Source organism: Shewanella sp. HN-41, assembly GCF_000217915.1.
Taxonomy (GTDB): domain Bacteria; phylum Pseudomonadota; class Gammaproteobacteria; order Enterobacterales; family Shewanellaceae; genus Shewanella.
The window spans coordinates 14281-37258 of sequence record NZ_AFOZ01000025.1 but is presented as its reverse complement, the minus strand read 5'-3'; the positions used below and the strand labels follow the sequence as shown (position 1 = coordinate 37258).

Below are 22978 nucleotides of genomic sequence, written 5' to 3'. Positions count from 1 at the left end.
TTTGTCGATTTTGATCATTCCACAAATGTCATCAACTAGTTACAATGCAAAACCGTAGAGAGTTGAGAGAAGATAGGCGAAATATATGTGTGAATTACTGGCGATGAGTGCCAATGTGCCGACCGATATTGTGTTTAGTTTTACGGGATTAGCGCAACGTGGTGGCGTCACTGGGCCCCATGTTGACGGTTGGGGGATCACTTTTTATGAGGGTAAAGGTAGCCGTACTTTTAAGGATGCTTGCCCAAGCAGTGAATCCCATATTGCCAAGCTTATCAAATCTTATCCGATTAAAAGTGAAGTGGTAATCAGCCATATTCGCCAAGCCAATCGCGGTTGTGTATCGCTAGAAAACACTCACCCTTTTACCCGGGAATTATGGGGATGTTATTGGACCTATGCCCACAATGGTCAATTAACGGATTACCAAGCCAAGTTTTCGGTTTCCCGTTATCAACCCGTAGGCGATACCGACAGTGAACTCGCTTTCTGTTGGATTTTAGAGCAGGTTGCCCAAAAGTTTGGCGATGCTAAACCCGAGGATATGCTGGCGGTATTTCGATTTGTCGCAACGCTGGCCGAGCAAATCCGCGCCTTAGGGGTGTTTAACATGATCTTAAGCGATGGTGAGCACTTGATGAGCTATTGCAGTAACAATTTATGTTATATCACTCGCCGTGCGCCTTTTGGCAAAGCAAAACTTATCGACACGGATGTAGTGATTGATTTTGATAAGGAAACAACCCTCCACGATGTAGTGACTGTGATCGCCACTCGGCCATTAACCGAGAACGAAAACTGGCATGTCATGCAGCCGGGTCATTGGACATTATTCCGCTTGGGTGAGCTGTTAATCGATTGCTGATCCTACCTCGGTTTTGACCGTGACGTTTGGCCCTTGTGTTCCATGTGCTAAGCAATCGAGTGATGGCAGAGCCGCATATAAAAATGCAGCATTCTGCCATACACAGATCTAGTAGTTAGCCTTAGGAGTGTCGCTCATTCGTTGAAGCTAGGGTTAATTCTCATCCGTGCCGAGCAGTTTTGCTGTTTTGTTTGATTCGTGCGTGGCTGCCGAAGCGGGTTCGGCAGTGACTTCCTCATAGAAATGATATTTAAGCAGTTTAATATCGAGTTGCTTACTGCCTTTTTCAAAATGTGTTAGGCGCACGGGTAGGTAGGCTAGATCAGGAGCCATCCAAAAGAAGGTTTGGCGCTTTTTATTATCCCTAACCACTTCAATTTTGACCGTATCGTAACTGCCGCTTTCAATGGTCATACGTTCCTTGCCGATAACATGAAACTTATATTCATCGACCTCATTGTCTTTCACCATCTTGTAATCGAGTACATCCTTACCCTCACTAATATCGAGCCTAAACTGCAGTTGCACCATTAATGGATCGAATATCTCACCTTCGAATGGGAACTTGCCTTTCTCGTCTTTATAGCGGGTGTGGATAAATCCCTGCGCCTTGGCAAATGCCGTTTGTTCGGTGAAATTGGGACCAACTCCCTGACGTTGATGCAGATAGCGCAGCGGTAGGAGTTGCTTGCCATCTTGGCTGAATTCGCTAAATACATGGCGTACGTCGGTGAGCAATAACAGGCTAAGATCGCTATCGAAGCGATATTTGAATACGCCATCTTCCATTTTCGGCAGATTATATTTGGCTTTACCTAATTCAATGTCACCATAATTTACCTGATATTCAGCAACTTGTGGCGTTAATGGTGTGGGGGTTGCCATGGCAAACAGGCTGTGGCTGAGCGCGGATAAACTCAATAATAACGTGGAAATAGTGCGCAAATAATGCTCCTTGTATCGCAGGCTTTCACCTTGTTTCGCGGCGCGACAGGGCGCCGAACTGAAGAGAGATGTGTTGAATCGCATATTACTTACACCGTTTTCATTCGCTAACGATTATACCTATAGCTAGGTTATAGCTGAGGTCATCAAGAGTGTAAATAGTCTATATATCAGTAAATTATCTAAAATGGCATGGCCATTACTAGGGTTGCCATATCGGGCCTCCACTCAAATTCAGACAATTTTACTTTGCCGCGGTTCACTACTACTCCTTCGATTCGCAATAATTCCATCTGTTCCTGAAACGCGGCTGAATTTTTTTCAAAGGAAATTTGTCCCTGACTGTTAAGTACTCTATGCCATGGAAGTGACAAATGTTCTGGGGCTGATTTGAGTGCCTTAGAGACATATCTGGCTCTGCCTGGCAGTCCGGCTAAATCGGCAACTTTCCCATAACTGCTAATGCGCCCCTGTGGGATCATGGCGACAATATGCCAGATTTTAGCCATAGGTGATAAGGGCACTGCCTGTGCTGTTTGAGCTTCTAAGGCGGCTTCGTCTTGTTTTAAATAGGAATAGAGTGGCGATTTATCCTTTGGAAACGATGGCATAAATAAGTGCTCTTGTGAGTATGTCTATTCGTTGGTCTTTAGGCTTGCCAGTTTAGCGTTAAACGACAAAGCTGTGAAAGCCCGTTCATGGATGAAACTATTGCTATCTACATACTCGATTGTGATCGTAATTATTAAACTATTTATGGCGAAAATATTGTGTAAAGGCTGAAATAGTCCATAATAGCGCCAATTTTTTTGACTCGATGAGAGAAGATAACCAGCATGGCCGTACTCGATATTTTGACAATCCCCGATGAGCGCCTTAAACGTAAGGCGCAACCTGTAAAAGATATTGATGCCGTTCAGGGATTTATCGATGACTTAATCGAAACCATGTATCACACGGACGATGGTATAGGTTTAGCGGCAACACAAGTCGGCAGTACGGATGCGGTGATTGTGATCGATTTATCCGAAACCCGTGACCAACCCCTTGTGCTGATTAATCCAGAGATTGTTGAAAAGTCTGGCGAATACGTGGGTGAAGAAGGCTGTCTTTCTATCCCAGGTTATCGCGCTAAAGTGACGCGTTTTGAGAAGGTCAAAGTCACCGCCTTAGACAGACAGGGCAAAGCGATTGAAATCGAAACCGATGAGTTTTTAGCCATTGTGTTGCAACATGAAATCGACCATTTACACGGTAAAGTGTTTATAGAACATTTATCGACGTTAAAGCAGCAGATCGCGTTGAAAAAAGTGCGTAAATACGCCTAAGCTGGCGAATTTGTTCCACTGATTGTCGTTGTCATCAAAGCCAAAGCCGCATTCCGATGCGGCTTTGTTGTTTCTAGGCGCCTAAAAAGGCCAAACAAAAGGCTGTTATGTGAGGTTAACGGCTTGTTTTTACAGCAGTGACTCGCTAAGGTAGCGGCAATATGCACGGGCAAAGTGGCCTCTGCGCAGTAAGGATATGGTAGGGAAACGGATGAAAACAAAGTTAATGGTTCTTTTGGGCGCGCTGACGTCTATTAGCATCTTGCTTGGCGGTTGCAGTGCCTTTTTTAATGGTAACACCACCGAAAAAAACGTGGTTTCCAGCAGTCTGGTTGAATATCTCTATCCCGACGATAAGCAGCATGAGCCGCAGCAGCCCAGCATTCCCGTGCTGCGCCTCCCCATCACAGTCGGCATCGCATTTTTGCCTTCATCCCATTGGCAAAACGAAGCCCTCGATAGCAGCTCGCAAATCGCCTTGCTCGATAAGGTTAAACAATCTTTTGTTAAATATGACTTTATTGACCGTATCGAATTAATCCCCAGCACTTATCTTAAAAATGGCAAAGGGTTTAGTACCTTGCAGCAGGTCGCCCGCTTACACGATGTCGATGTGATGGCGCTAGTGTCTTACGATCAACTGTTACAGAGCAGCGAGAATAAGGCTTCACTGCTTTATTGGACCATAGTCGGCATGTATATGGTGCCTGGCAATGAAAACGCGATCCAAACCTTTGTCGATACTGCCGTATTTGATATGCGCAGCCAAAAGATGCTGTTTAGGGCGCCCGGCATCAACCAACTTACCGACACCTCAACCGCGGTGAGCGTCACCAACGTGCTACGTGAAAAGTCCGCCGAAGGCTTTGAGCTGGCGGTAAACGATATGATCACTAACTTAGATGCCGAATTAGCTCGCTTTAAAACCCGCGTAAAAGAAGAACATATTGCGACCATAGAACATAAGCAAGGTTATAGCGGCGGTGGCAGTTTATCCCTATTAATACTATCGCTACTGGGTATATTTGCGTTTCGCCGCATCACTATCTGCCGAGAATAGTTGAGTTGATTGGTTTGGGCCTATTTACTGAGATAGGGAAGGCGAGATAGGGAAGGTTAGTTAGGACGATATTCATGCCGTTAAGAGCGCTGTTGTAATGATGGCAATCTTGAATAACCATTGAATTGTTCATCTGGCTATGTGACTTGTACACCTTTTGAGTTACAAGCTCGGGTGAACATGTAGCTTGTAACGTGTCAATTGACTCAATTTTAGGAATGCTACAAAGTAATCACTGTGGTGGTGTTGTACTTTAGCTTATAGAAATACTAAAAATATATTTGATTTTATAATTCAAGTAGATTTGTTAACAGGGAGTCTTAATGAAAAATAATATCAAGGAGGATGTAATTTTAAATGCAAGACAAAAAGTAGATGAAGCATTCTTTTTCTTAAGTTTAATGGATCGGGTAGAGGTTTCTCGTGAATCGATTTCCAAAGAGCATAAACCTACCAAAGAGTTTACTTTCTTTTTGAGCGCTTATCTAAACGCCTGTTATAGTTCTAGTGAGCATCTTAAGCAAAACAATATATTAGTCAAAAGGGTGAAGGAATTTAGGAAGCAACATCCAGAATTTTATAAATCAGGTCCAACTGGTGCTTATCGCACTACAGCAGTGCATTATAAACCAGTCGAACCGTCTTATGATGGTCACTGTGCTCAACCCACAGGTAAAGTTGTTCTTCGCTTCAGACCGTCAGATAAAATCTCAGAAGGAAAGAGGGTTAGTCCTATCAAAATGAAATTTTCTAAAGGTTACTTTTACTTTACTGGTGATGCTCAACAGGTTCCGATATGGGATCTTTGTAAAATTCATCTTGAAAAATTGGAAGTTTTCATCGATGCCTGTGAGAGTGATATCGTATAAGTAATGCCCCAAACGAGTTGAATACCGAATACAGAGGAATACAGAGACACCCAGCCCTGTAGGATCCCCTCATAATTCATAGCCCCAACAACCATGAGTTAATGAGAGTTCGGCTAGTTTCTTCGCAGCACAAAGCAAATCATCTGCTGATATGGAGACGAATACAGAGACACCCAGCCTTAATGGCGCAGTTGTTAACCTCCCAAGGAATACAGAGACACCCAGTCTTAATAGCGCAGTTGTTAACCTCCGACTATGCTTGGGTTAAGCATTAAACAAGGAGGTTTGTATGCCGCGCCCTCGCAGAACTCAGAACTGTAATCCTGCTTAACCAAACCAATCACTGCCCATTTGTTTTATTGGGTGAGTTAGCATGTCTTAAATACACCATTTTTTTAATGAGTTAGCTCATTTTCATGCCTCAGCTTTAGCCCTTTAACTTTTGATGACACTAGTTTAAGCAATTTCAGCTCGTACAAGTTGTAGACAAACCCAACGTGCATTATGTTGTTGATCTAAAATGGGTGGCTAGATTTATCTTGTCCAAGTTGCTGAAGCTGTCAAAGACGGGATAGAATCTGCCGAGAACATCATTGACGCGTATCAAGAAAATGGCGTCTCTGTCGCAACGGGTACGGTGGTAGCCAAAGAGGTTGGTGAACTTGTTGTAAAAACAATAGCTAAAAAGATTAGGTTGCCGGGTGCGGTTAAGGATGTTAAAGCCAAGACAAATAAGGAAGTGTTAACACGTAAGTCTAAAGGAGGGGATGGTGGCTCATCCGAGCAGATTATTGAAAGAGATGCGTCTGGAAGCGTAATATCAAGAACACATAAGGTTACTACTGATGGTGAAATTGTGCATCAACACCAAAATAGTATAGGTAAAAATGGTGGTGTTCGTCAGTTTCCAGACGAGTGGACAGGGACTAAAACTATAAATGCGCCATACGAAAATATTCCTCCTAAGTTTAAAGCAGATAAAGTCGCTAACGGGAGAACATTCTAATGAATACACATCTGCGTTTTAGTAATCAAGCATCTTTCATTTGGGAGGTGCTTCTAGTGTTCTTTTCTAGCAAGCAAATCAATAAAGTAGTTGAGATAGTTTCTTCTATGTATGATCAAAAGTTCACTTTCTCTTATGATTTAGAAAGCTTTCTCGTAAAACTTTGGGAAGAACCAAGTGTGTCAGTTGTATATGATATTGCTAAAAGAGCTTTAAGACAGCAGCTATTTAGTACAGAACAACATTACTACGTAGTTGCTATGCTTTTGAACAATCAAATCATTGACATAAATGAAGCGATGAGTTTGTTAGAATTAAATTCAGTTGACCAATATGAGGAACTTGATCGAAAAGTAAAGCGTGTGGTCGATGTGCTATGGTTAGTTAAAGAAGATAAAAAAGATAGTGTAATGTCTCCTGACGATGATGACATACTAAAAACTGCTTTAGATGATCTGAAAGATATGTATAAACAGATAAAGGGGTCGGATAAAGGGGTCGGATAAAGGGGTCGGGATAAAGGGGTCGGGATAAAGGGGTCGGAGTGAATTAAAAACTCATTAAAAAGAGACGAGATAAAGGGGTCGAGATAAAGGTGATAAAGGGGTCGGAGTGAATTAAATCGAAAAGACAGGACAGCCAAATCTTTTTGATGTTTCCAGATAGATAAAGGGGTCGGAGTGAATTAAAAAACTCATTCATTTTTACCCGACCAACGAAAGACAGGGCAGTCATAACACTTTTCCAATCAGCCCCATTTTCCTGGGGCTTTTTCTTGCCTGAAACTGGGCAGTTCGACCAGCGGACTGGGCAGGCTTTACCGGTAGAAGTGATCAGTCTCTGCCAGCAGGGCGGGCAGTTTGTTGCAGCGCCGTCAACTGGCGGCGCTGGTGCAATTGATCGCTTCTGCTGTCTATGAGAGATCTCTTCTACTGTTTTGAGTTGCTCAGTCTGCTGCGAGTGTTGGCCACATCAGTTTTAGAAGAGCATTCACTTTAATTCATGGAAAAAAGAAGGATGGCTTGTTCATCGGTTTATTACTAACTTTCAATAATTGCCTTACAAATATTAATCCGAAACCAATGAATTAGAGTAAAAAATCTAGCAAGGTTTTGTCCCAAAACGTGCTTCGTAAGGCTTTTAAACCTACAGATTACGCAAATGCCAAACAGGTGAGCCATGGTGATTTGCGAGACGACCGTCCGCCCCATGGACGGGGCGGTCGAGCATCCAGGGAGGGACTTGCTGCGTGTCGGTGAGTGAACACCATGGCAAGCCTGCGTTAGTGGATATCAGCCAACGAATATGCGGGGTCAGTGTAAACTAATCTGGCTACATAACTTTGCTAATGCTATTACTCACCTTTAGTACATTAAACCTAGCGTACTTTTGTCCCAAAACTGTTCCGTATTTCTTTAAAACCAACAGGCGACATCGATGCTAAATAGGTGAGCCATGGTGATTAGCGAGACGACCGCCCGCCCCATGGCCGCTTTTTGAGCTGCCTCTCGAACCTCTGCGGCATTACGGCCCCTTTTTGATGAACGCTAAAGTGCAAATAAATCAAGCGGTACTAGACTACCATAATGCTGTCTTCCGGACGTGCTGATGATTTAAGTTGACATCCAATATATTGATATGCAATTTAATATCCGTCATTAACGAAGATGATGGAAGTTAGACGTTCAGTTTGTTTTGCCCACTTAAATGACAAACAACTAATAAATGGAGGTATAGAATGACGAAGGTTTTAGTACTGTATTATTCAAGTTATGGCCATATAGAAACTATGGCCAGTGCCGTCGCAGAAGGTGCCGCTTCAGTTGATAATGTTGAAGTTACGATTAAGCGGGTACCCGAATTGGTACCTGAAGATATTGCTGAAAAAGCTGGCATTAAATTAAACCAAAAAGCACCTATCGCAACCCCCGCAGAGCTAGCAGACTACGATGCAATCATTTTTGGTACACCAACACGATTCGGCAATATGGCCGCGCAGATGCGTAATTTTTTAGATCAGACTGGGGGATTATGGGCCGCGGGTAAACTAGTGGGTAAAGTGGGGAGTGTATTTGTTTCTACTGGCACTGGTGGCGGTAATGAAACAACGACCCAATCTTTCCATACCACGTTATTTCATCACGGTATGGTAGTGGTTGGCTTACCTTATGCGGCTCCTGAGCTTGCAGATATCTCAGAGGTTAAGGGGGGATCGCCGTTAGGGGCTGCTTGTATCGCAGGGCCTGATGGAAGTCGGCAACCATCTGAAAAAGAACTGTCATTGGCAAAATTCCAAGGTAAGCATGTGGCAACTATTGCCTCGAAATTAGCAAAATAATGGTTTCGTGGGTGGTGTTATACACCACCCACTTCAATAAGAAACATAGCGTTTCGACTTATGTATTTTGTTCATCGCGTTGCAATAAACTACCGTTTCTCCACCTGATATCAGGTATTTAACAAAGCACTGCTGGCGGATAAATTTGCCGCAGAATGCAAGTTCAAGGGGCAAAAATCATATCCGAACGAAATAGGGCAGTGCGATGAGGGCGATGCCTATGGCGATAAGTAAAGCTAGATTGCTAACAAAATAGGGGTAAATCATCAGGGTGAGGCCAACGGCCAAAGGGATGGGGGCGGCTTGACGCTTGCCATAGGTGAAAAAGCCAAGGCCAAAGAGGCTAAAGACGAGACTCCATAACAATAAAGCTGGATTATCAAACACTTTTTATTCCTCAGCTATTTCTCTGCACAAATCATCCAATCCCGTTTGCCTATTCTCCATGGCATACAAGATCAGTAGCGTTATAGAGTCTAAGTCTAAATGCTCCTTGCCGTAATTAAGCTTTATTCATCTTATTCGCTGGGATGGTGCAGCGCATTTAATCAGCGCTATAACTGATACAACTCTAAAGGTAAGCCATCGGGATCGCTAAAGAAGGTGAATTTTTTACCTGTATATTCGTCGATGCGGACGGGTTCGACGGCGATGTGATGGGCATTAAGATGGTCGATAGCCGTTTCAATCGATGCGACGCGAAAGGCGAGATGCCTAAGGCCACAGGCTTCGGGATAACTAGGGCGCTTTGGGGGATTGTCGAAGGAAAACAACTCGATTTGACTCTTATCGGGCAGTTGTAAATCGAGTTTGTAGGACTGGCGCGCCTCACGGTAATGCTCTGCAAGCACGGTAAGGCCAAGAATAGTCACATAAAAATGTTTGGACTTTTGATAGTCACTGCAAATAATCGCTGCATGGTGAATGCCGAGTAACATGGCTTTCCTCTGTGGTTTTGAAATGGTTTTTCAATGAGTTGAATAGGTTTGAGAGTATAACCTTTAGAAAAAGATAGCGTCACAGTTTAGTGTGACGCTATAGGCCCGATTTTAGCTCGTTTAATCTTCTAGCTCGAATATGGCCGAAGACAGCGGTGCGAGTTTTATTTTTACCAGACCTTCTCCTTCTTTAACGGCTAACTGCGCGGCATGATCTTCAAGTAAATCCTTAAGTGGATAGGTGGCATCCGTTAACTGCCATTGGGCAATAAGTTGCTTTGGTAGTTTAAGGGATAAAAGCTTTACATGGGTTTGGCTAAAGTTACTGACAATAATCAGTTTTTGCCCGGTTTGATTTGCCGTTTGTGCATTAAAGCGTACAAAGGCAAAGGTGCTGTCATCATAGCCCGTTGCAGGTTCAGTAAGGCCACGATTTATGGCATCCAGTGAATAATATTCCCCTAAAAGTGCAGGCGCCGTGCGGCCCGTGCTTAAGTTCAGCAGTTTTTGATAGTACGCCCGCAGGGATTTTTCTTGCGCCGTTGATTGGCCGCCATCAAACTTACCCTTATTCATCCAGCGTTGGTGAGCGGGCACACCGACATAATCAAAAATACTGCTACGGGAGGCCTGTCCAAAACCTGGGGTTTCGATGGCGGCTTCACCGACTTCCTGGGCGAAATACACTAAGGTTGGTGATGTGCCAATCGTGGCTGACACCACCATAGCGGGTAGGGCGTAATGGGGATTTACAGCCTGAGTATTTGCTGATGTATTGGCGTTGAGTGAACCTAAAAATGCTGCATTAGCAATACGTTGCTCATCATGGTTTTCTAAAAAATGCAGCATATGGGATTCAATATCTTGCACTTTGGCTTGATCCGCCGCGATATTCGCGGTGCTTTCTTTACCTGCCATGACGGCTTTAAGTGTGTCGTAGAGGTCGACCTTATCGTAAAGATAATCCATTTTACCCAACTGAATATAATCTCGGTACAGCTTAGGGTTATAGACTTCGGCCAGAATAAAGGCTTCGGGATCCGTGTGTTTTATCTGGCTGTTGAGATAGCTCCAAAACTCGACTGGCACCATTTCGGCCATATCGTAGCGAAATCCATCGACACCCATAGCCAACCAATACTGGGCAATTTGATTGAACTTAATCCAAGAGTTAGGTAATTCACTCGTTCGTTGCTGCCAAAAAGCATAGTGCTGCTCGGCGCCGAGTGTGGCGTAACTTGGCGGCAGGCTCGGAAAATCCTGTGTGCCATCGGGACGCACACCATAATTGATTTTTACTGTCTCATACCAATCATTGATATCGGGTTTAGCGAGACGTGAGCCATTACCCGTCCATTTGGCGGGGAATTCCTTAAATTGCCCATCACTCAGTGGATGCGACTCGCCCCCTAAAGGTTTTAGACTGTCTGGTAAGTCGGGGACTTGAAAACCACGCGGTTGATCCCTATCAATTACATAGTAAAAGTTATTATGTTTTGCATATTCAAGGGTTTGATTATCATCTTCACCAAAGTCGCGCACGCCTTGCGGCTTAGTGATGGAATGATAATTACGCGCCACATGGTTGGGCACTATATCGATAATCACCTTTAAGCCCTGTTGATGGGTACGCTTAATCAGCGCTTGAAACTCCTGTAAACGTTTAGCGGGATCGACCGCTAAGTCGGGATTAACGTTGTAATAATCCTTTACCGCGTAGGGCGAGCCGGCGCGGCCTTTGACGACGTCGGGATCGTCTGCGCTAACACCGATTGCACTGTAATCCCCAATCAGCGCATGGTGGGGCACCCCAGTGTACCACACATGGGTAACACCTAACGCTTTGATACTATTGAGTGCAATATCATCAATATCATTAAATTTGCCGACACCGTTCTCTTCAAGTGTGCCCCATGATTTATTGGTTTGATTTTTATTGCCATAGAGACGGGTAAAAATCTGATACACCACAGGTTTAAATGTATGGTTTTCTCGCTCGACCCTATCATTGGCCGTTGTTGCCGTATTGCTAGGGGGCTGGTTGAACTTTGACGACATTGTCTGAGCGGTATCAAGCGCTGCTGTGCTACTGGCCGCAAAGCCCACGAAGGCCAGCAGGGTTAAACCTTGTTGCCAACGATAAGTGCGGCGTTTTGTGATCTGGGATAATGGAAAATTCAATGTGGGTTCCTTCGGTACGGATTGGCGGCCAAACAATTGTTTGGCTGCCAAGTTAATCATTAACAGTTCACTCTTAAGTCTTCATTATTCGTCATTAATCTCGAGCAGCATTACCCCTGGATGGAGTAGTGTAAGCGTTTGATTAAGTTTGATCTTATCCCCAGTTAATATCGACATTGCCGAGGCACTGTTACCGAGTATGCTTTTAAACCGCGTTAAATCGAGCTGCTGCGGCTGGTCATTTTTGTTGTAGATCACCATTACTTTATCCGCATCCGCTTGGTTACAGGCATGCTGTTGGGTTGGAGTTGTGCTATTCGCAATACACCTAAATTGCACATACACACCCTCCAGCGGTACAAAATGCAGTAAGTCGCCAGTTTGTAGTGCAGGGGAATGTTTGCGGTAGTTGAGTAGGGTACGGACAAATTCCTGTGCCTGTAGCTGCGCGTGGTTTAACCCTTTGCCCGTAAAACCGTTAACGGCACTGCCAGTAAAACCACCTGGGAAGTTGCTACGAACCACACCATCATGACGGCCTTCGGTCGGGCTAGTCATCAACACCTCTGTGCCGTAAAACAACTGCGGAATACGTTTGGCTGTCAGCACATAGGTGAGTGCCATCTTGTATAAGTCGATATTTTCTTTCACTAAACTGAAGATTCGATTGGTGTCATGGTTACTTTCAAATAGCACTAGCTTACTGGGGGAAGGATAAACCACATCGTTAGCTAACATCTCGTAAAGCTTGATAAACCCTGTGTCCCAGCTTTCTGGTTCATTGAGGCTGGCAATCAATTTTTCATACAGCGGGAAGTCCATCAAACTGGGTAAATCTGAGGTATAACCATCGGGATTGATTTTTCCCTTCTGCCAGTAGGAAACCGTAATGGGATTTGCGGTCCATTCCTCGCCGACAATATTAAAATTCGGGTACTCATCCATCACAGCCTTAGACCATTTAGTCAGAAAGTCTTTGTCGGCGTAGGAATAAGTATCTTCGCGGATCCCCGATAACCCTGCGTACTCCACCCACCAAATACTGTTTTGGATAAGGTAGGTTGCCAGTTGGGGATGACTTTGATTCAGATCCGGCATAGTCTCGGCAAACCAGCCGTCGGCAAAGTCGCTCTTATCCTGCATTACTGCATAGGGATCTTGCACTGTTGTGCGTCTATGGCTGGTATAGCGGGGTGTATTCTCATCGATTTTCGGCCCGTTGGCCTGGGTTATTGCTGGATAGTTTAACCAATCTTTACTGGGTAAATCCTTTAGCCACCAATGGTTTGAGCCAATATGGTTAACTACAACATCCTTAATCACGCCAATGCCAAGCTTATTGGCTTTCGCGACGAGGGCTTGATAATCCTCGTTGCTACCAAAGCGGGGATCGACGCGGTATAAATCGGTAATCGAGTAACCATGGTAGGAGTATTGGGCCTGGTTGTTTTCAAGCAGAGGGTTGATCCACAGCTGAGTGACGCCTAATTTGGCTAAGTAATCTAAGTGCTGGCGAATGCCTTCGATATCCCCACCATGGCGGCCATCGGCATTATCGGGCGCGGTGTGCTCCAGCATATCCGCTTGATTGTCGTTACTGGGATTGCCGTTGGCAAATCTATCTGGAGTGATAAGGTAAATCACATCCTTATTGCTAAAGCCTTGGCGCTCACGGCTGTCAGGTGCTCGAGCTTGCAGGGTATAGGGCAGGCGATAGAGAGGCGTTTGGTTTTTTGAATCGGATTGTGTGTTGGAAATCACCAACTCAAAGGTTTGTGGCTCTGCTTGACTCAGATCTAAATTGATAAAGAGATAGTGAGGATTATCAGTGTGTTCAAGGCCCTTTAGCCTAATACCTTTCCCTTGGATATCCACCTTAAGCTGCTGGGGTAAACTTGGTAAATCGCGGCTATAGAGCATCAACTGTAACTCAGGATTTTGCATTCCCGCCCACCAAAAAGCGGGTTCAACAGTGAGTGAAGATGGCTGCCGAGGTTTTTTCATTTCTGGCTCGGGATTGATATTGACTTCGGCCTGTACTTGCCCAGTTTGTAGGCAAATACCGAGGATCATCATCAGATAAGTTGTCAGCCTTGAGCGCGTTGACATCATAGTCACTCCTTGTTGTTTACTTCATTCAATATTGTTAAGCCAACCTTAGATTGTATTTATCCTAAGGAGGCAAGATATTGGTTATGTGTCGGCATGTTATCGACGGCATTGTCGATAATCGTGCGCATATTCTGTAAAAAAACGGTTAGATCGGGCGCTGGAATAGTATTAGCTAAGGGGTTGAAATCCTGTGGCATGATACCTTGCCCTAGCATGACCTGTACCCATGCTGTCTCAGTAAAGAGTTCTTCTTGATGCCTAAACACTGCACCAGTTTCACGGAATAGATCAATTTTTTGCTGCAAACTTTCGGGAATATCCATGGTTTGACACTGTTGCCACAGACGCATTTCTTCAGCGTGTTCTCGTTGATTAAGGTGGTAATGCAGGATGATAAAATCGCGGATTTGCTCAAATTCATTTTGTGATTGATGATTAAATTCATCAATGGCATTGGACGTGATCCCATGGTGGGGGAAGAGTTTGCTTAAGCGGATAATAGCCGATTGGACTAAATGTAAGCTGGTGGACTCTAAGGGTTCTAAAAAGCCACTCGAAAGACCAATTGCGACACAGTTTTTATGCCATTGTTTGAGGCGTCTTCCCGGTGTAAAACTGATTTTTATCGGTTCGGCTAAAGGTTTGCCATCTAAGTTATTCAAGAGAAATTGCTGCGCTTCATCATCGCTAATAAAACGGCTGCAATAGACTAATCCATTACCTGTACGGTGTTGTAATGGAATGCGCCATTGCCAACCCATTGAATGCGCAATGGCTCGGGTATAAGGCGTCGATTCAGGGACTTTCTCACAGGGCACTGCATATGCACTGTCACAGGGCAGCCAATGTTGATAACTTTCGAAGCCGACATTGAGTGCTTTTTCAATCAAAAGAGCCGCAAAGCCAGAACAATCAATAAAAAAATCAGCGGCAATCACTTGCCCTGTTTGTAATTTAACTGCGTCTATTTTGCCGCAGGGGGCAAGATCTACTGAGGTAATTTTGCCTTCTATACGTTTAACATTTTTGCCGTTCACTATAACTGCGCAGCAGTTGTGCGTATAACGCAGCATCGAAATGATAGGCATGGGTTAAGCCTGCTAGGGGGGCGTTGGGCAGTTGTCCAATCACTTGGAATTTTTGCTTTTTTGCAGCCTGGAAATTAAGGGAGTAATGCCAAAATGAGTTGGTTTCAGTCGGAGATGTGCTTAACCAATAGTGATGAAAAGGCGTAAATCCAAGATCTTTACCTACATTGCCAAAGGCATGCATATAACAATCTCCTTGTTTCCCCCAATTTTCAAACTGAATACCGAGTTTAAAGGTGGCTTGAGTCGCTTTAATAAAATCGCTCTCGTTAATCCCCAGTACGCTATTGAAAATCTGTAGCGGCGGGATAGTGGCTTCGCCTACGCCAATGGTACCAATTTCCTTCGATTCAATAAGGGTAATGTTAAGGGTTGATTTAAATAATCTTGCCAACATGGCCGCCGTCATCCAGCCTGAAGTGCCTCCACCGACAATGACAATATTCTTTATATAGCTCATGGCTTAGCCCTTAATTCATCTTTGATGTGTTTCTTCTTGATGCGCTTAGGTATAGGTGCTGAAAAATCGATATGATATATAAAAAAGCCTCTGTAACTGCTTACAGAGGCTTTTATTCATGCAGGATTAGAACTTATAGTTGGCGCCTAACATAAAGTTACGGCCATAGTTTTGATAATCTCGAACTAAGCGTTGATCATCGCTAGTGTAAGAGGTGAAAGGTTCGTTGGTTAAATTGTTCACTTGGAACAGAATCGATAAACCATACAGAGACTCAATACCGCTTTCGCTAAAGTCATAACCGATTTGTGCATCGACCACAGTTTCAGCTTTGATGTTCACGTTTTCGCGTTGCAGACTGATCTTAGTTACTTCACCTAGGAAGTCGCTGCGGTAGCGTGAGCTAATGCGCGCTTCAAAGCCTGAGTTTTCATAGTAGATCGTCGCGTTTAAGGTTTTTTCCGACAGACCTGGCAAGGTTGTTGGGTTGCTGGTCGGAGTTTCCTTCACTTCACTGTCGTTGTATGAGCCGCTAATAACAGTACCAAAGCCACTTAGCACATCGACAAACATACCAAAGTCTACAGATACAGAGGCTTCAACACCTTGGACATAACCACCTTCACCGTTTTGAGGTTGGGTGACATCGCCAATTGGGTTATCAGTAGGCCCTTGTGGGAACAGGGTGCTGAAATCAAAGTCTGTATGTTGATCGTAAACGTAGTTTTCAAGATCTTTGTAGAATACCGCTACCGAGAAATAACCTTGGTCGCTGAAATAGTTTTCATAGCTTAAGTCATATTGACGGGCTAACCATGGGCGTAACTCAGGATTACCTGCTTTACCTGTCCAATTGACTCCGTCGCTTGGATTCTGGCTGTAACTGTAGTTCAGGTTGGCATTCATTTTGTCCATGCGTGAACGGGTCAAGGTGCGCGCTGCGGCTAAACGAACCACTTGGCTATCGGCGACTTCGAAACTTAAGTTCAAGCTTGGCAGCCATTCAACATAGGAATCACCCGCAGTGCGTGGAGTTAACACCACTAAGCCATTTTCAACCGTTGCCACTGTACCGTCAGAGGATTGATCGGTATGAACCGCTTGTAAGCCTGCGTTACCAGTAACAGGAATGCCGAAAACTTCTGACTCAAGGTTAGCCATCACATAAGCTGTGGAGACCTCCTCTTGCACAGCCCAAGAGTTAGTGGCGCGGGAAAGATCCACATCAGCGACGTCAGTTTCTGTATAGTTACCGTCATTGTAGAAAGCTAACGAGTCATAGCTTAATACATCGCCCATGCCGAAGAAGGCGAGGGATGTTGAATCTAATAGGTATTGGTCTGGCACTGTCATTGTATAGTCAGCAGAACCATCGTAGCCTTTGAGCGTGAGATAATAACCTTTATCTAACTTAGATTTATCACGATCCGTGCGGTTTACACCAAACTCGATACTACGCACTGCGCCGCCATCGAGGACATATTCAGCACTTAAACGGAATGATTTTAGCTCGTCTTCAATTTCTGGCTTATTAATAAAACCATCTTGGGTATTGGCACCAAGCGGGCTACCCCAACCTAATGGATCACCTAGTTTTATAAGGTTTTTATCGGCATAATCCAGATTATGATCAAATACATAACCACCATTGCCATTGTAGGCAAACCCTAAATCATCAACGGCCCCCACGCCAGTACCCCGGCCAGTTCCCGAATAACTTTCCATACCTATGTCGGTACGGTTAGTTTTTGACATGGAGATATCTGCTTCAATATTCCAGCTATCATTGATATTAAATTTGTTATTCCAGCCCACCGAAAGTGAATCCGCTTCACGCTTATTCACATCGTTACGCACAACGACTTCAGCACCCTTAATGATCCCTTCAGTGACTAGACCATTGTCGGTTGTTGTCGCTACCACTCCACCATTAGTTCCCCAAGCCGCTGGAATTTCAATGCCACGCAAGCGTTGATCATCGGTAAACTTCGAGTAATAAACATCGAGCGTCGAGTGGAATGTGTCATTGGGTGCATATTCAAATACGGCTAATACACCATCACGCTCTAGTTCGCTTGAGCGCACAAAAGGCTTAGCACCACCTAATACACTGTCACCATTATCATTTGTAGGATATCCCCATGCTTGCCAACGTTCTTCTTGATTGGGTGACATCATGCGGGCATAACCTATAGCAACACCGATAGTGTCATCGGCAAACTGATCAATATAGGAAATACTTCCGCGGTAACCTTTATCATCTGAACCGCTGTTTAAGGCGCCTAAGTCGTTCATTTCACCGCGCAGGGCAACGGCAATGGTTTGTTCTCCGTGGGCAAGTGGGCTGATAGTTTGCATATCAACTGTGCCGCCGATCGCTTGTGCCATAACAGATGCATCAGGTGTTTTATAAACCACAACACGATTTAATAGCTCAGAGGGATACTGGTCAAACTCCACACTGCGGTTATCGTTAACGGACGCCTGTTCACGGCCATTTAATGTCGCGGTAGTAAAATCAGGCCCCATGCCTCGAATAGAAATGACGTTTGCACGACCATCTAGGCGCTGTGCCGAGACCCCAGGTAAACGGGCTAAGGATTCTGCAATGCTTACATCCGGTAATTTGCCTATGTCTTCGGCTGAAATGGCTTCAACAATAGAAGAAGATGACATTTTCAGAGATTGGGATTCTTGCAAGCTACGGCGAATGCCAGTAACTTGAATTACTTCAATATTTTCGTCTTTGGCCGTTGCTTCGGCAGCCACAGCATCTGCGGCGTAGGAGTGCATGCTAGCACCTGCAGCGACGAGCGCTAAGGTCAGCAAACTGGGTTTAAATCGCATCATATCTTTCTTCCCCTTGAAGTCGCTTTTATCGCTTTTATAGAGCGTTTTATCGTTATCACCGCGTTATTTATGCGGCCTTTTTTTGGTATCTCGGCGCTTAATTGACTGCATAAGTGCTGCGTTTATGACCAAATTGTTATGCAACGGTGAAGATACTACTCCCGAGTTTCTCGGTGTCACAATATTGTGCATACGTATTCAATCCGCCTCCGGCTCAAGAATCACCCGCTTTAGGGCAATAAATGAGGTGAAGGAATAGAGAAGTATTAATGATAACTCATTGTTTATTAATGGCTAGTTTGGAATTGATTTTATGGGGTTGTCGATGTTCTGCATTGCATACGTATGCAGGTGTATTGAACCTTATTTCCCTCTTCACGTATGCTCGGTATCACAAATAAAGTCGCAGCGCCTTTACTCTACAGTAACAATACCGTAACTGTTGATATGAGTCTTTCTGGGTTAGCTCGCTGAAGAATAATGATAAAGGGGCAACAATGAGTGAGTTAACTTGGTGGCGTGGAGCCGTGATCTATCAAATTTATCCACGTAGCCTTTTGGATACCAATGGCGACGGTGTCGGCGATTTGCGCGGTATTATTACTAAGTTAGATTACATTGCTAGCCTAAATGTCGATGCCATTTGGATTTCGCCTTTCTTTAAATCGCCGATGGCGGACTTTGGTTACGATATCAGCGATTACCGCGAAGTGGATCCGCTCTTTGGTTCGATGCAGGATTTCGATGAACTGATTGAAAAAGCGCATCAACGTGGGATTAAGGTCATTATCGATCAAGTGTTGAGCCACACCTCAGATCAGCATGCCTGGTTCCTCGAGAGTCGAGAAAACCGTAGCAACCCCAAGGCAGACTGGTATGTATGGGCCGATCCTAAGGAAGACGGTACTGCCCCTAATAACTGGTTAGCCATTTTCGGTGGCTGTGCCTGGGAGTGGGAGCCGCGTAGACAACAATACTATTTACATAACTTCCTGCGTAGCCAACCTGACGTTAATTTCCATAACCCACAGGTGCGCCAAGCTGTACTGGATAATGTCGAGTTCTGGCTGAAAAAGGGCGTCGATGGTTTCCGTCTAGATGCGATTACCTTCTGTTATCACGATGAGCAGCTTAGGGATAATCCGGCCAAACCTAAGGATAAACGGCAGGGCCGAGGCTTTAGCGAAGATAACCCCTACGCCTATCAATATCATTATTACAATAATGACCGTCCACAAACTATTGAGTTTATTGAAGATCTACGTAAGTTGATCAACCGCTATCCGGGGGCTGTCACCCTAGGTGAAGTGTCAGCCGAAGATTCGCTCGCTGTAATGGCCGCCTACACTAAGGGCGAAGATCGTTTGCATATGGCCTACAGTTTTGAGCTGTTAACCGAGGATTATAGCGCTGCCTATATTCGCCAAACGGTCGAAGCACTCGAGGCCAGTATAGGCGATGGCTGGCCTTGCTGGGCAATAGGCAACCATGATGTGCAGCGGGTGGCGAGCCGTTGGGGGCGGGGTATACAGGACTCGGATAGTGTCAAAATGCTCAATGCGATGCTCAGTTCCCTGCGTGGTAGTGTGTGTAGCTACCAAGGTGAAGAGCTGGGATTAACCGAAGCACCCATAGAATACCATGAGCTGCAGGACCCCTTCGGCAAAACCTTCTGGCCGATGTTTAAGGGGCGAGATGGTTGCCGCACACCTATGCCTTGGCAACAACATGGAGATTTTGGTGGCTTTAGCCATGTATCGCCTTGGTTACCCGTTGCCCCTGCGCATCGAGCATTCGCCGTAGATGTGCAAGAAGCCAATCCTGATTCCATGCTCAATGGGTATCGTCGCTTCCTTGCGTGGCGTAAATCCCACCCTGTGCTTATCGAGGGTGATATTCAGTTTATTGATGCACCTGAGCCGTTATTGATCTTCGTGCGCACCTTAGGGCAACAACGCATGCTGGTCTGCTTTAACCTGATGGATACTGATACCTTGTTCAGCCTAGCGGGACTCGAGGTACAACAAGAGCTATCGGGTCACGGTTTGAAAACCGCACAATTAGTCGGTGACTTGTTGAAGTTTTCGGCATTTGCCAGTTATTACGCTATTTTAAAGTGAAAATGCTTCATCTTCATTCGGATTGGATGGTATAGATACGAGATCTTTACCTCCTATCGTGGTACGACAAACGCCCAAAGGGCAGGGGAAGAAGTGCCGATTTACCCCCATAGATAATAAAAACATTATAGAGAGTACAATTATGGCGTCATCAATTAACACTAGTAGCCCCACGAGCAGCGTGAGCGATGCAGGAAACGGCAACTATCGTTTCGCGCTCGTGTCATTGACTTCACTGTTTTTTATGTGGGGTTTTATCACCTGTTTGAACGATATTTTGATCCCACACCTTAAAGCGGTATTTTCATTAAATTATACTCAGGCCATGTTGATCCAGTTTTGCTTCTTCGGCGCTTATTTCCTCGTGTCTATCCCTGCGGGTAATCTAGTGAAAAAGCTGGGTTATCAGAAGGGAATTGTCACTGGATTAGTGATTGCGAGTATAGGTTGTGCGCTGTTTTATCCCGCGGCAACACTGGCGACTTACGGTTTATTTCTTGCGGCCTTATTTGTACTGGCATCTGGGATCACCATACTACAAGTGGCGGCGAACCCTTATGTCAATGCCCTAGGGAGCAGTGAGACCGCTTCGAGTCGTTTGAATTTGACCCAAGCGTTTAACTCTTTGGGGACTACGGTTGCACCATTCTTTGGTTCAATATTGATTTTATCCGTAGCGGCATCGGTGTCGGCGGATTTAGCCCAAGCGAATGCTGAAGCGGAAGTCGTGAAATTACCTTACTTGCTACTCTCCGCGACGTTAGCGGTTTTAGCCATTGTTTTTGCTAAGTTAAATTTACCGACTATTCGTGAACATATCGAAGGTGCGCAGGGGGAAACTCAGACTCACTTAGGTAAGACAAGCGCGCTGCAGAGTATGCACCTTGTGCTGGGTGCCGTAGGTATATTCGTTTATGTCGGGGCAGAAGTGTCGATAGGCAGTTTCCTCGTAAACTTCTTAGGTGAGTCGCATATTGCCGCTATGCCAGAGGAACAAGCGGCCCACTATATTGCCTATTATTGGGGCGGAGCTATGGTGGGACGTTTTATCGGCTCGGCGGTAATGCAAAAAATTCCAGCGGGTACTGTGCTCGCTTTTAATGCCTTAATGGCGGCGTTGTTGGTCGTTATCGCCATGACAACGAGTGGCAGCATGGCAATGTGGGCGATTTTGGGAGTGGGATTATTTAACTCTATTATGTTCCCAACAATCTTCAGTCTCGCACTGCGGGATTTAGGACCCCATACGTCACAGGGCAGCGGTATTTTATGTTTGGCCATTGTTGGCGGCGCGGTTGTGCCATTACTTCAAGGTGTGCTGGCCGACAATTTGGGTATTCAAATGGCCTTTATTTTGCCGGTGATCTGCTACGGTTTTATTTTATTCTACGGTGCCAAAGGCTCAAAAATGTAGTGAGTGAAATGGCATGTACTAAAAAGCGATCCTAGGAATCGCTTTTTTTATGGCTTTATCCTTAACGAGGCTCCTGTATGCTTGCGTATTGGAGCTCGACCTCCTATGATCCCCCGGTTTTATCATTCACGGTGACCTTTAAATGTTGAATTCTCCGCTTTCTGCCAGCTCGAACGAATTAGTGATCAGTATCTTAACTATGGTGTTGAGCCAAGGAAAACCCCTAGATCGGGCTTATTCTCAACATTTTTCTGGGTTGCAACTCGTGCCCGCCGAACAAGCTCGAATCGCGCTGGTGACTGGAGATATTCTGCGCCGTTTGAATCTTTACTGTTTCCTCGCGGAAATTAGCCCAGATGAAATGGAACGATTTGGCTCTAAATTATTGAACGTTTGGCATTTATTCCACAATCTTGATTTACCTAAAATGCAATATTCACTGCCAGTGGACAGTGCCCGCCTTGCCGAGCGTATTGAACAAGCTAAAGGCAATCCCGTACTGTGGGACGGTTGCCCAGAGTGGCTCGATACTATGGGTCGTGAACAATTAGGTGATGGGTGGCCAAGGGAACGTGCGGCTTTAAGCACAGCGCCAAAACGTTTTTTGCGCGTTAACGGCCTAAAAGTCACCCGTGAAGAATTAGCCCAAAAACTTGCCGCAGAATATGTGAGTACGCTGGTGGTACCTCAAGTGGATTCTGCGCTCGAGGTGACCTCAGACTCGGCATTGTTTCGTACCAATAGTTTTAAAGACGGTTTGTTTGAGCAGCAAGATGCGGGCTCACAACGTGTCGCGGCTGCGTTGGACGCTAAACCAGGCATGAGGGTGATCGATGCCTGCGCTGGCGCCGGCGGAAAAACCTTACACATAGCCGCACAAATGCAGGGCAAAGGGCGTTTGCTGGCCATGGATGTGGAACAATGGAAACTCGACAAACTTAAAGAACGCGCCCGCCGCAATGGCGCCCACAATGTGGAGACTCGCCTCATTGCCAGTAGTAAGACCATTAAACGGTTAAAATTGACCGCTGACCGGGTACTGCTCGATGTGCCATGTTCTGGATTAGGAGTGTTGAAACGTAATCCCGATGCGAAATGGCGTGATACTGCCGAGCGTTTACCCGTGCTGATGGAACTGCAAAAACATATTCTCAGCAGCTACAGCCGGATGGTTAAAGTGGGTGGAATGGTGGTTTATGCGACCTGTTCAATCTTCCCCTGTGAAAATCGGGGTCAAATAGACGCATTCTTGGCTGAGAATCCAAACTTTCGCTTGATTGAAGATGAAACGATTAGCCCAGCAGATACTGGGTTTGATGGTTTTTATCTGGCAAAACTGGAACGCATTCAAGAGTAATAGCCTTTGCCCTAAAGCCGTGACTCCCTGAGTTAAAGGGTTGCTTT

The 22978-nt window shown here is 45.1% G+C and carries 17 protein-coding genes and 1 pseudogene; 10 read left to right on the top strand and 8 right to left on the bottom strand.

The window, feature by feature from the left end:
- The first annotated feature begins 85 nt into the window (after nt 1–85).
- Entirely contained in the window at nt 86–865 is a 780-nt protein-coding gene (locus SOHN41_RS09875; RefSeq protein ID WP_007648379.1) for a class II glutamine amidotransferase, read from the top strand.
- 153 nt (nt 866–1018) lie between these two features.
- Here the strand turns inward: SOHN41_RS09875 and SOHN41_RS09870 are convergent, their stop codons facing one another.
- Together SOHN41_RS09870 and SOHN41_RS09865 are read right to left on the bottom strand one after the other, a co-directional pair.
- Nucleotides 1019–1810, bottom strand: coding sequence for a DUF3108 domain-containing protein (locus SOHN41_RS09870; protein WP_007648377.1), 792 nt, complete (start codon nt 1808–1810; stop codon nt 1019–1021).
- A gap of 182 nt (nt 1811–1992) precedes the next feature.
- The gene (locus tag SOHN41_RS09865; RefSeq protein WP_007648375.1) at nt 1993–2421 is read right to left on the bottom strand and encodes an MGMT family protein; all 429 of its coding nucleotides are present in this window, start codon (nt 2419–2421) and stop codon (nt 1993–1995) included.
- 225 nt (nt 2422–2646) lie between these two features.
- On the opposite strand from SOHN41_RS09865, the gene def reads away from it, so the two are divergent.
- The 6 genes from def (at nt 2647) to wrbA (ending at nt 8411) form a co-directional block, all read left to right on the top strand.
- Entirely contained in the window at nt 2647–3138 is a 492-nt protein-coding gene (gene def / locus SOHN41_RS09860; protein WP_007648373.1) for a peptide deformylase, read from the top strand.
- A 211-nt stretch (nt 3139–3349) separates the two neighbouring features.
- A complete protein-coding gene (gene rhlP, locus SOHN41_RS09855) occupies nt 3350–4198 on the top strand; it encodes a rhombotarget lipoprotein (protein ID WP_007648371.1) in 849 nt (282 codons plus the stop codon).
- A 323-nt stretch (nt 4199–4521) separates the two neighbouring features.
- Nucleotides 4522–5067 (top strand): hypothetical protein, encoded by a 546-nt coding sequence (locus SOHN41_RS09850; RefSeq protein ID WP_037458697.1) that lies wholly within the window; start codon nt 4522–4524, stop codon nt 5065–5067.
- A gap of 637 nt (nt 5068–5704) precedes the next feature.
- Complete coding sequence (locus tag SOHN41_RS09845) at nt 5705–6073, top strand: hypothetical protein (protein ID WP_037458695.1); 369 nt, start codon at nt 5705–5707, stop codon at nt 6071–6073.
- Entirely contained in the window at nt 6073–6579 is a 507-nt protein-coding gene (locus SOHN41_RS09840; RefSeq protein WP_037458693.1) for a hypothetical protein, read from the top strand. The genes SOHN41_RS09845 and SOHN41_RS09840 overlap by 1 nt, the downstream gene beginning before the upstream one ends.
- Nucleotides 6580–7811: 1232 nt before the next feature.
- On the top strand, nt 7812–8411 hold the full coding sequence (gene wrbA / locus SOHN41_RS09835; RefSeq protein ID WP_007648361.1) for an NAD(P)H:quinone oxidoreductase: 600 nt from the start codon (nt 7812–7814) through the stop codon (nt 8409–8411).
- Nucleotides 8412–8588: 177 nt separating this feature from the next.
- Here wrbA and SOHN41_RS09830 read toward each other — a convergent pair whose 3' ends face one another.
- The 6 genes and pseudogenes from SOHN41_RS09830 to SOHN41_RS09805 all read right to left on the bottom strand — a co-directional run bounded on the left by SOHN41_RS09830 (nt 8589) and on the right by SOHN41_RS09805 (nt 18040).
- A complete protein-coding gene (locus tag SOHN41_RS09830; RefSeq protein WP_007648360.1) occupies nt 8589–8798 on the bottom strand; it encodes a hypothetical protein in 210 nt (69 codons plus the stop codon).
- Nucleotides 8799–8965: 167 nt separating this feature from the next.
- Entirely contained in the window at nt 8966–9349 is a 384-nt protein-coding gene (locus SOHN41_RS09825; RefSeq protein WP_007648358.1) for a VOC family protein, read from the bottom strand.
- 120 nt (nt 9350–9469) lie between these two features.
- Nucleotides 9470–11590 carry an alpha-amylase family protein gene (locus SOHN41_RS09820; protein ID WP_007648356.1) on the bottom strand — a complete coding sequence of 707 codons (2121 nt, stop codon included), beginning with the start codon at nt 11588–11590 and terminating at the stop codon, nt 9470–9472.
- Between the two features lie 24 nt (nt 11591–11614).
- Nucleotides 11615–13642 carry a glycoside hydrolase family 13 protein gene (locus tag SOHN41_RS09815; RefSeq protein ID WP_007648354.1) on the bottom strand — a complete coding sequence of 676 codons (2028 nt, stop codon included), beginning with the start codon at nt 13640–13642 and terminating at the stop codon, nt 11615–11617.
- Between the two features lie 56 nt (nt 13643–13698).
- Nucleotides 13699–15190: pseudogene (locus SOHN41_RS09810) on the bottom strand (tryptophan halogenase family protein).
- 126 nt (nt 15191–15316) lie between these two features.
- The gene (locus tag SOHN41_RS09805) at nt 15317–18040 is read right to left on the bottom strand and encodes a TonB-dependent receptor (protein WP_007648348.1); all 2724 of its coding nucleotides are present in this window, start codon (nt 18038–18040) and stop codon (nt 15317–15319) included.
- A 497-nt stretch (nt 18041–18537) separates the two neighbouring features.
- Between SOHN41_RS09805 and SOHN41_RS09800 the strand changes: the two genes are divergently transcribed.
- The 3 genes from SOHN41_RS09800 to SOHN41_RS09790 all read left to right on the top strand — a co-directional run bounded on the left by SOHN41_RS09800 (nt 18538) and on the right by SOHN41_RS09790 (nt 22931).
- A complete protein-coding gene (locus SOHN41_RS09800) occupies nt 18538–20160 on the top strand; it encodes an alpha-glucosidase (protein ID WP_007648346.1) in 1623 nt (540 codons plus the stop codon).
- 142 nt (nt 20161–20302) lie between these two features.
- The gene (locus tag SOHN41_RS09795) at nt 20303–21574 is read left to right on the top strand and encodes a sugar MFS transporter (RefSeq protein ID WP_037458691.1); all 1272 of its coding nucleotides are present in this window, start codon (nt 20303–20305) and stop codon (nt 21572–21574) included.
- A gap of 142 nt (nt 21575–21716) precedes the next feature.
- The gene (locus SOHN41_RS09790; protein WP_007648342.1) at nt 21717–22931 is read left to right on the top strand and encodes an RsmB/NOP family class I SAM-dependent RNA methyltransferase; all 1215 of its coding nucleotides are present in this window, start codon (nt 21717–21719) and stop codon (nt 22929–22931) included.
- The last annotated feature ends 47 nt before the right edge of the window (nt 22932–22978 follow it).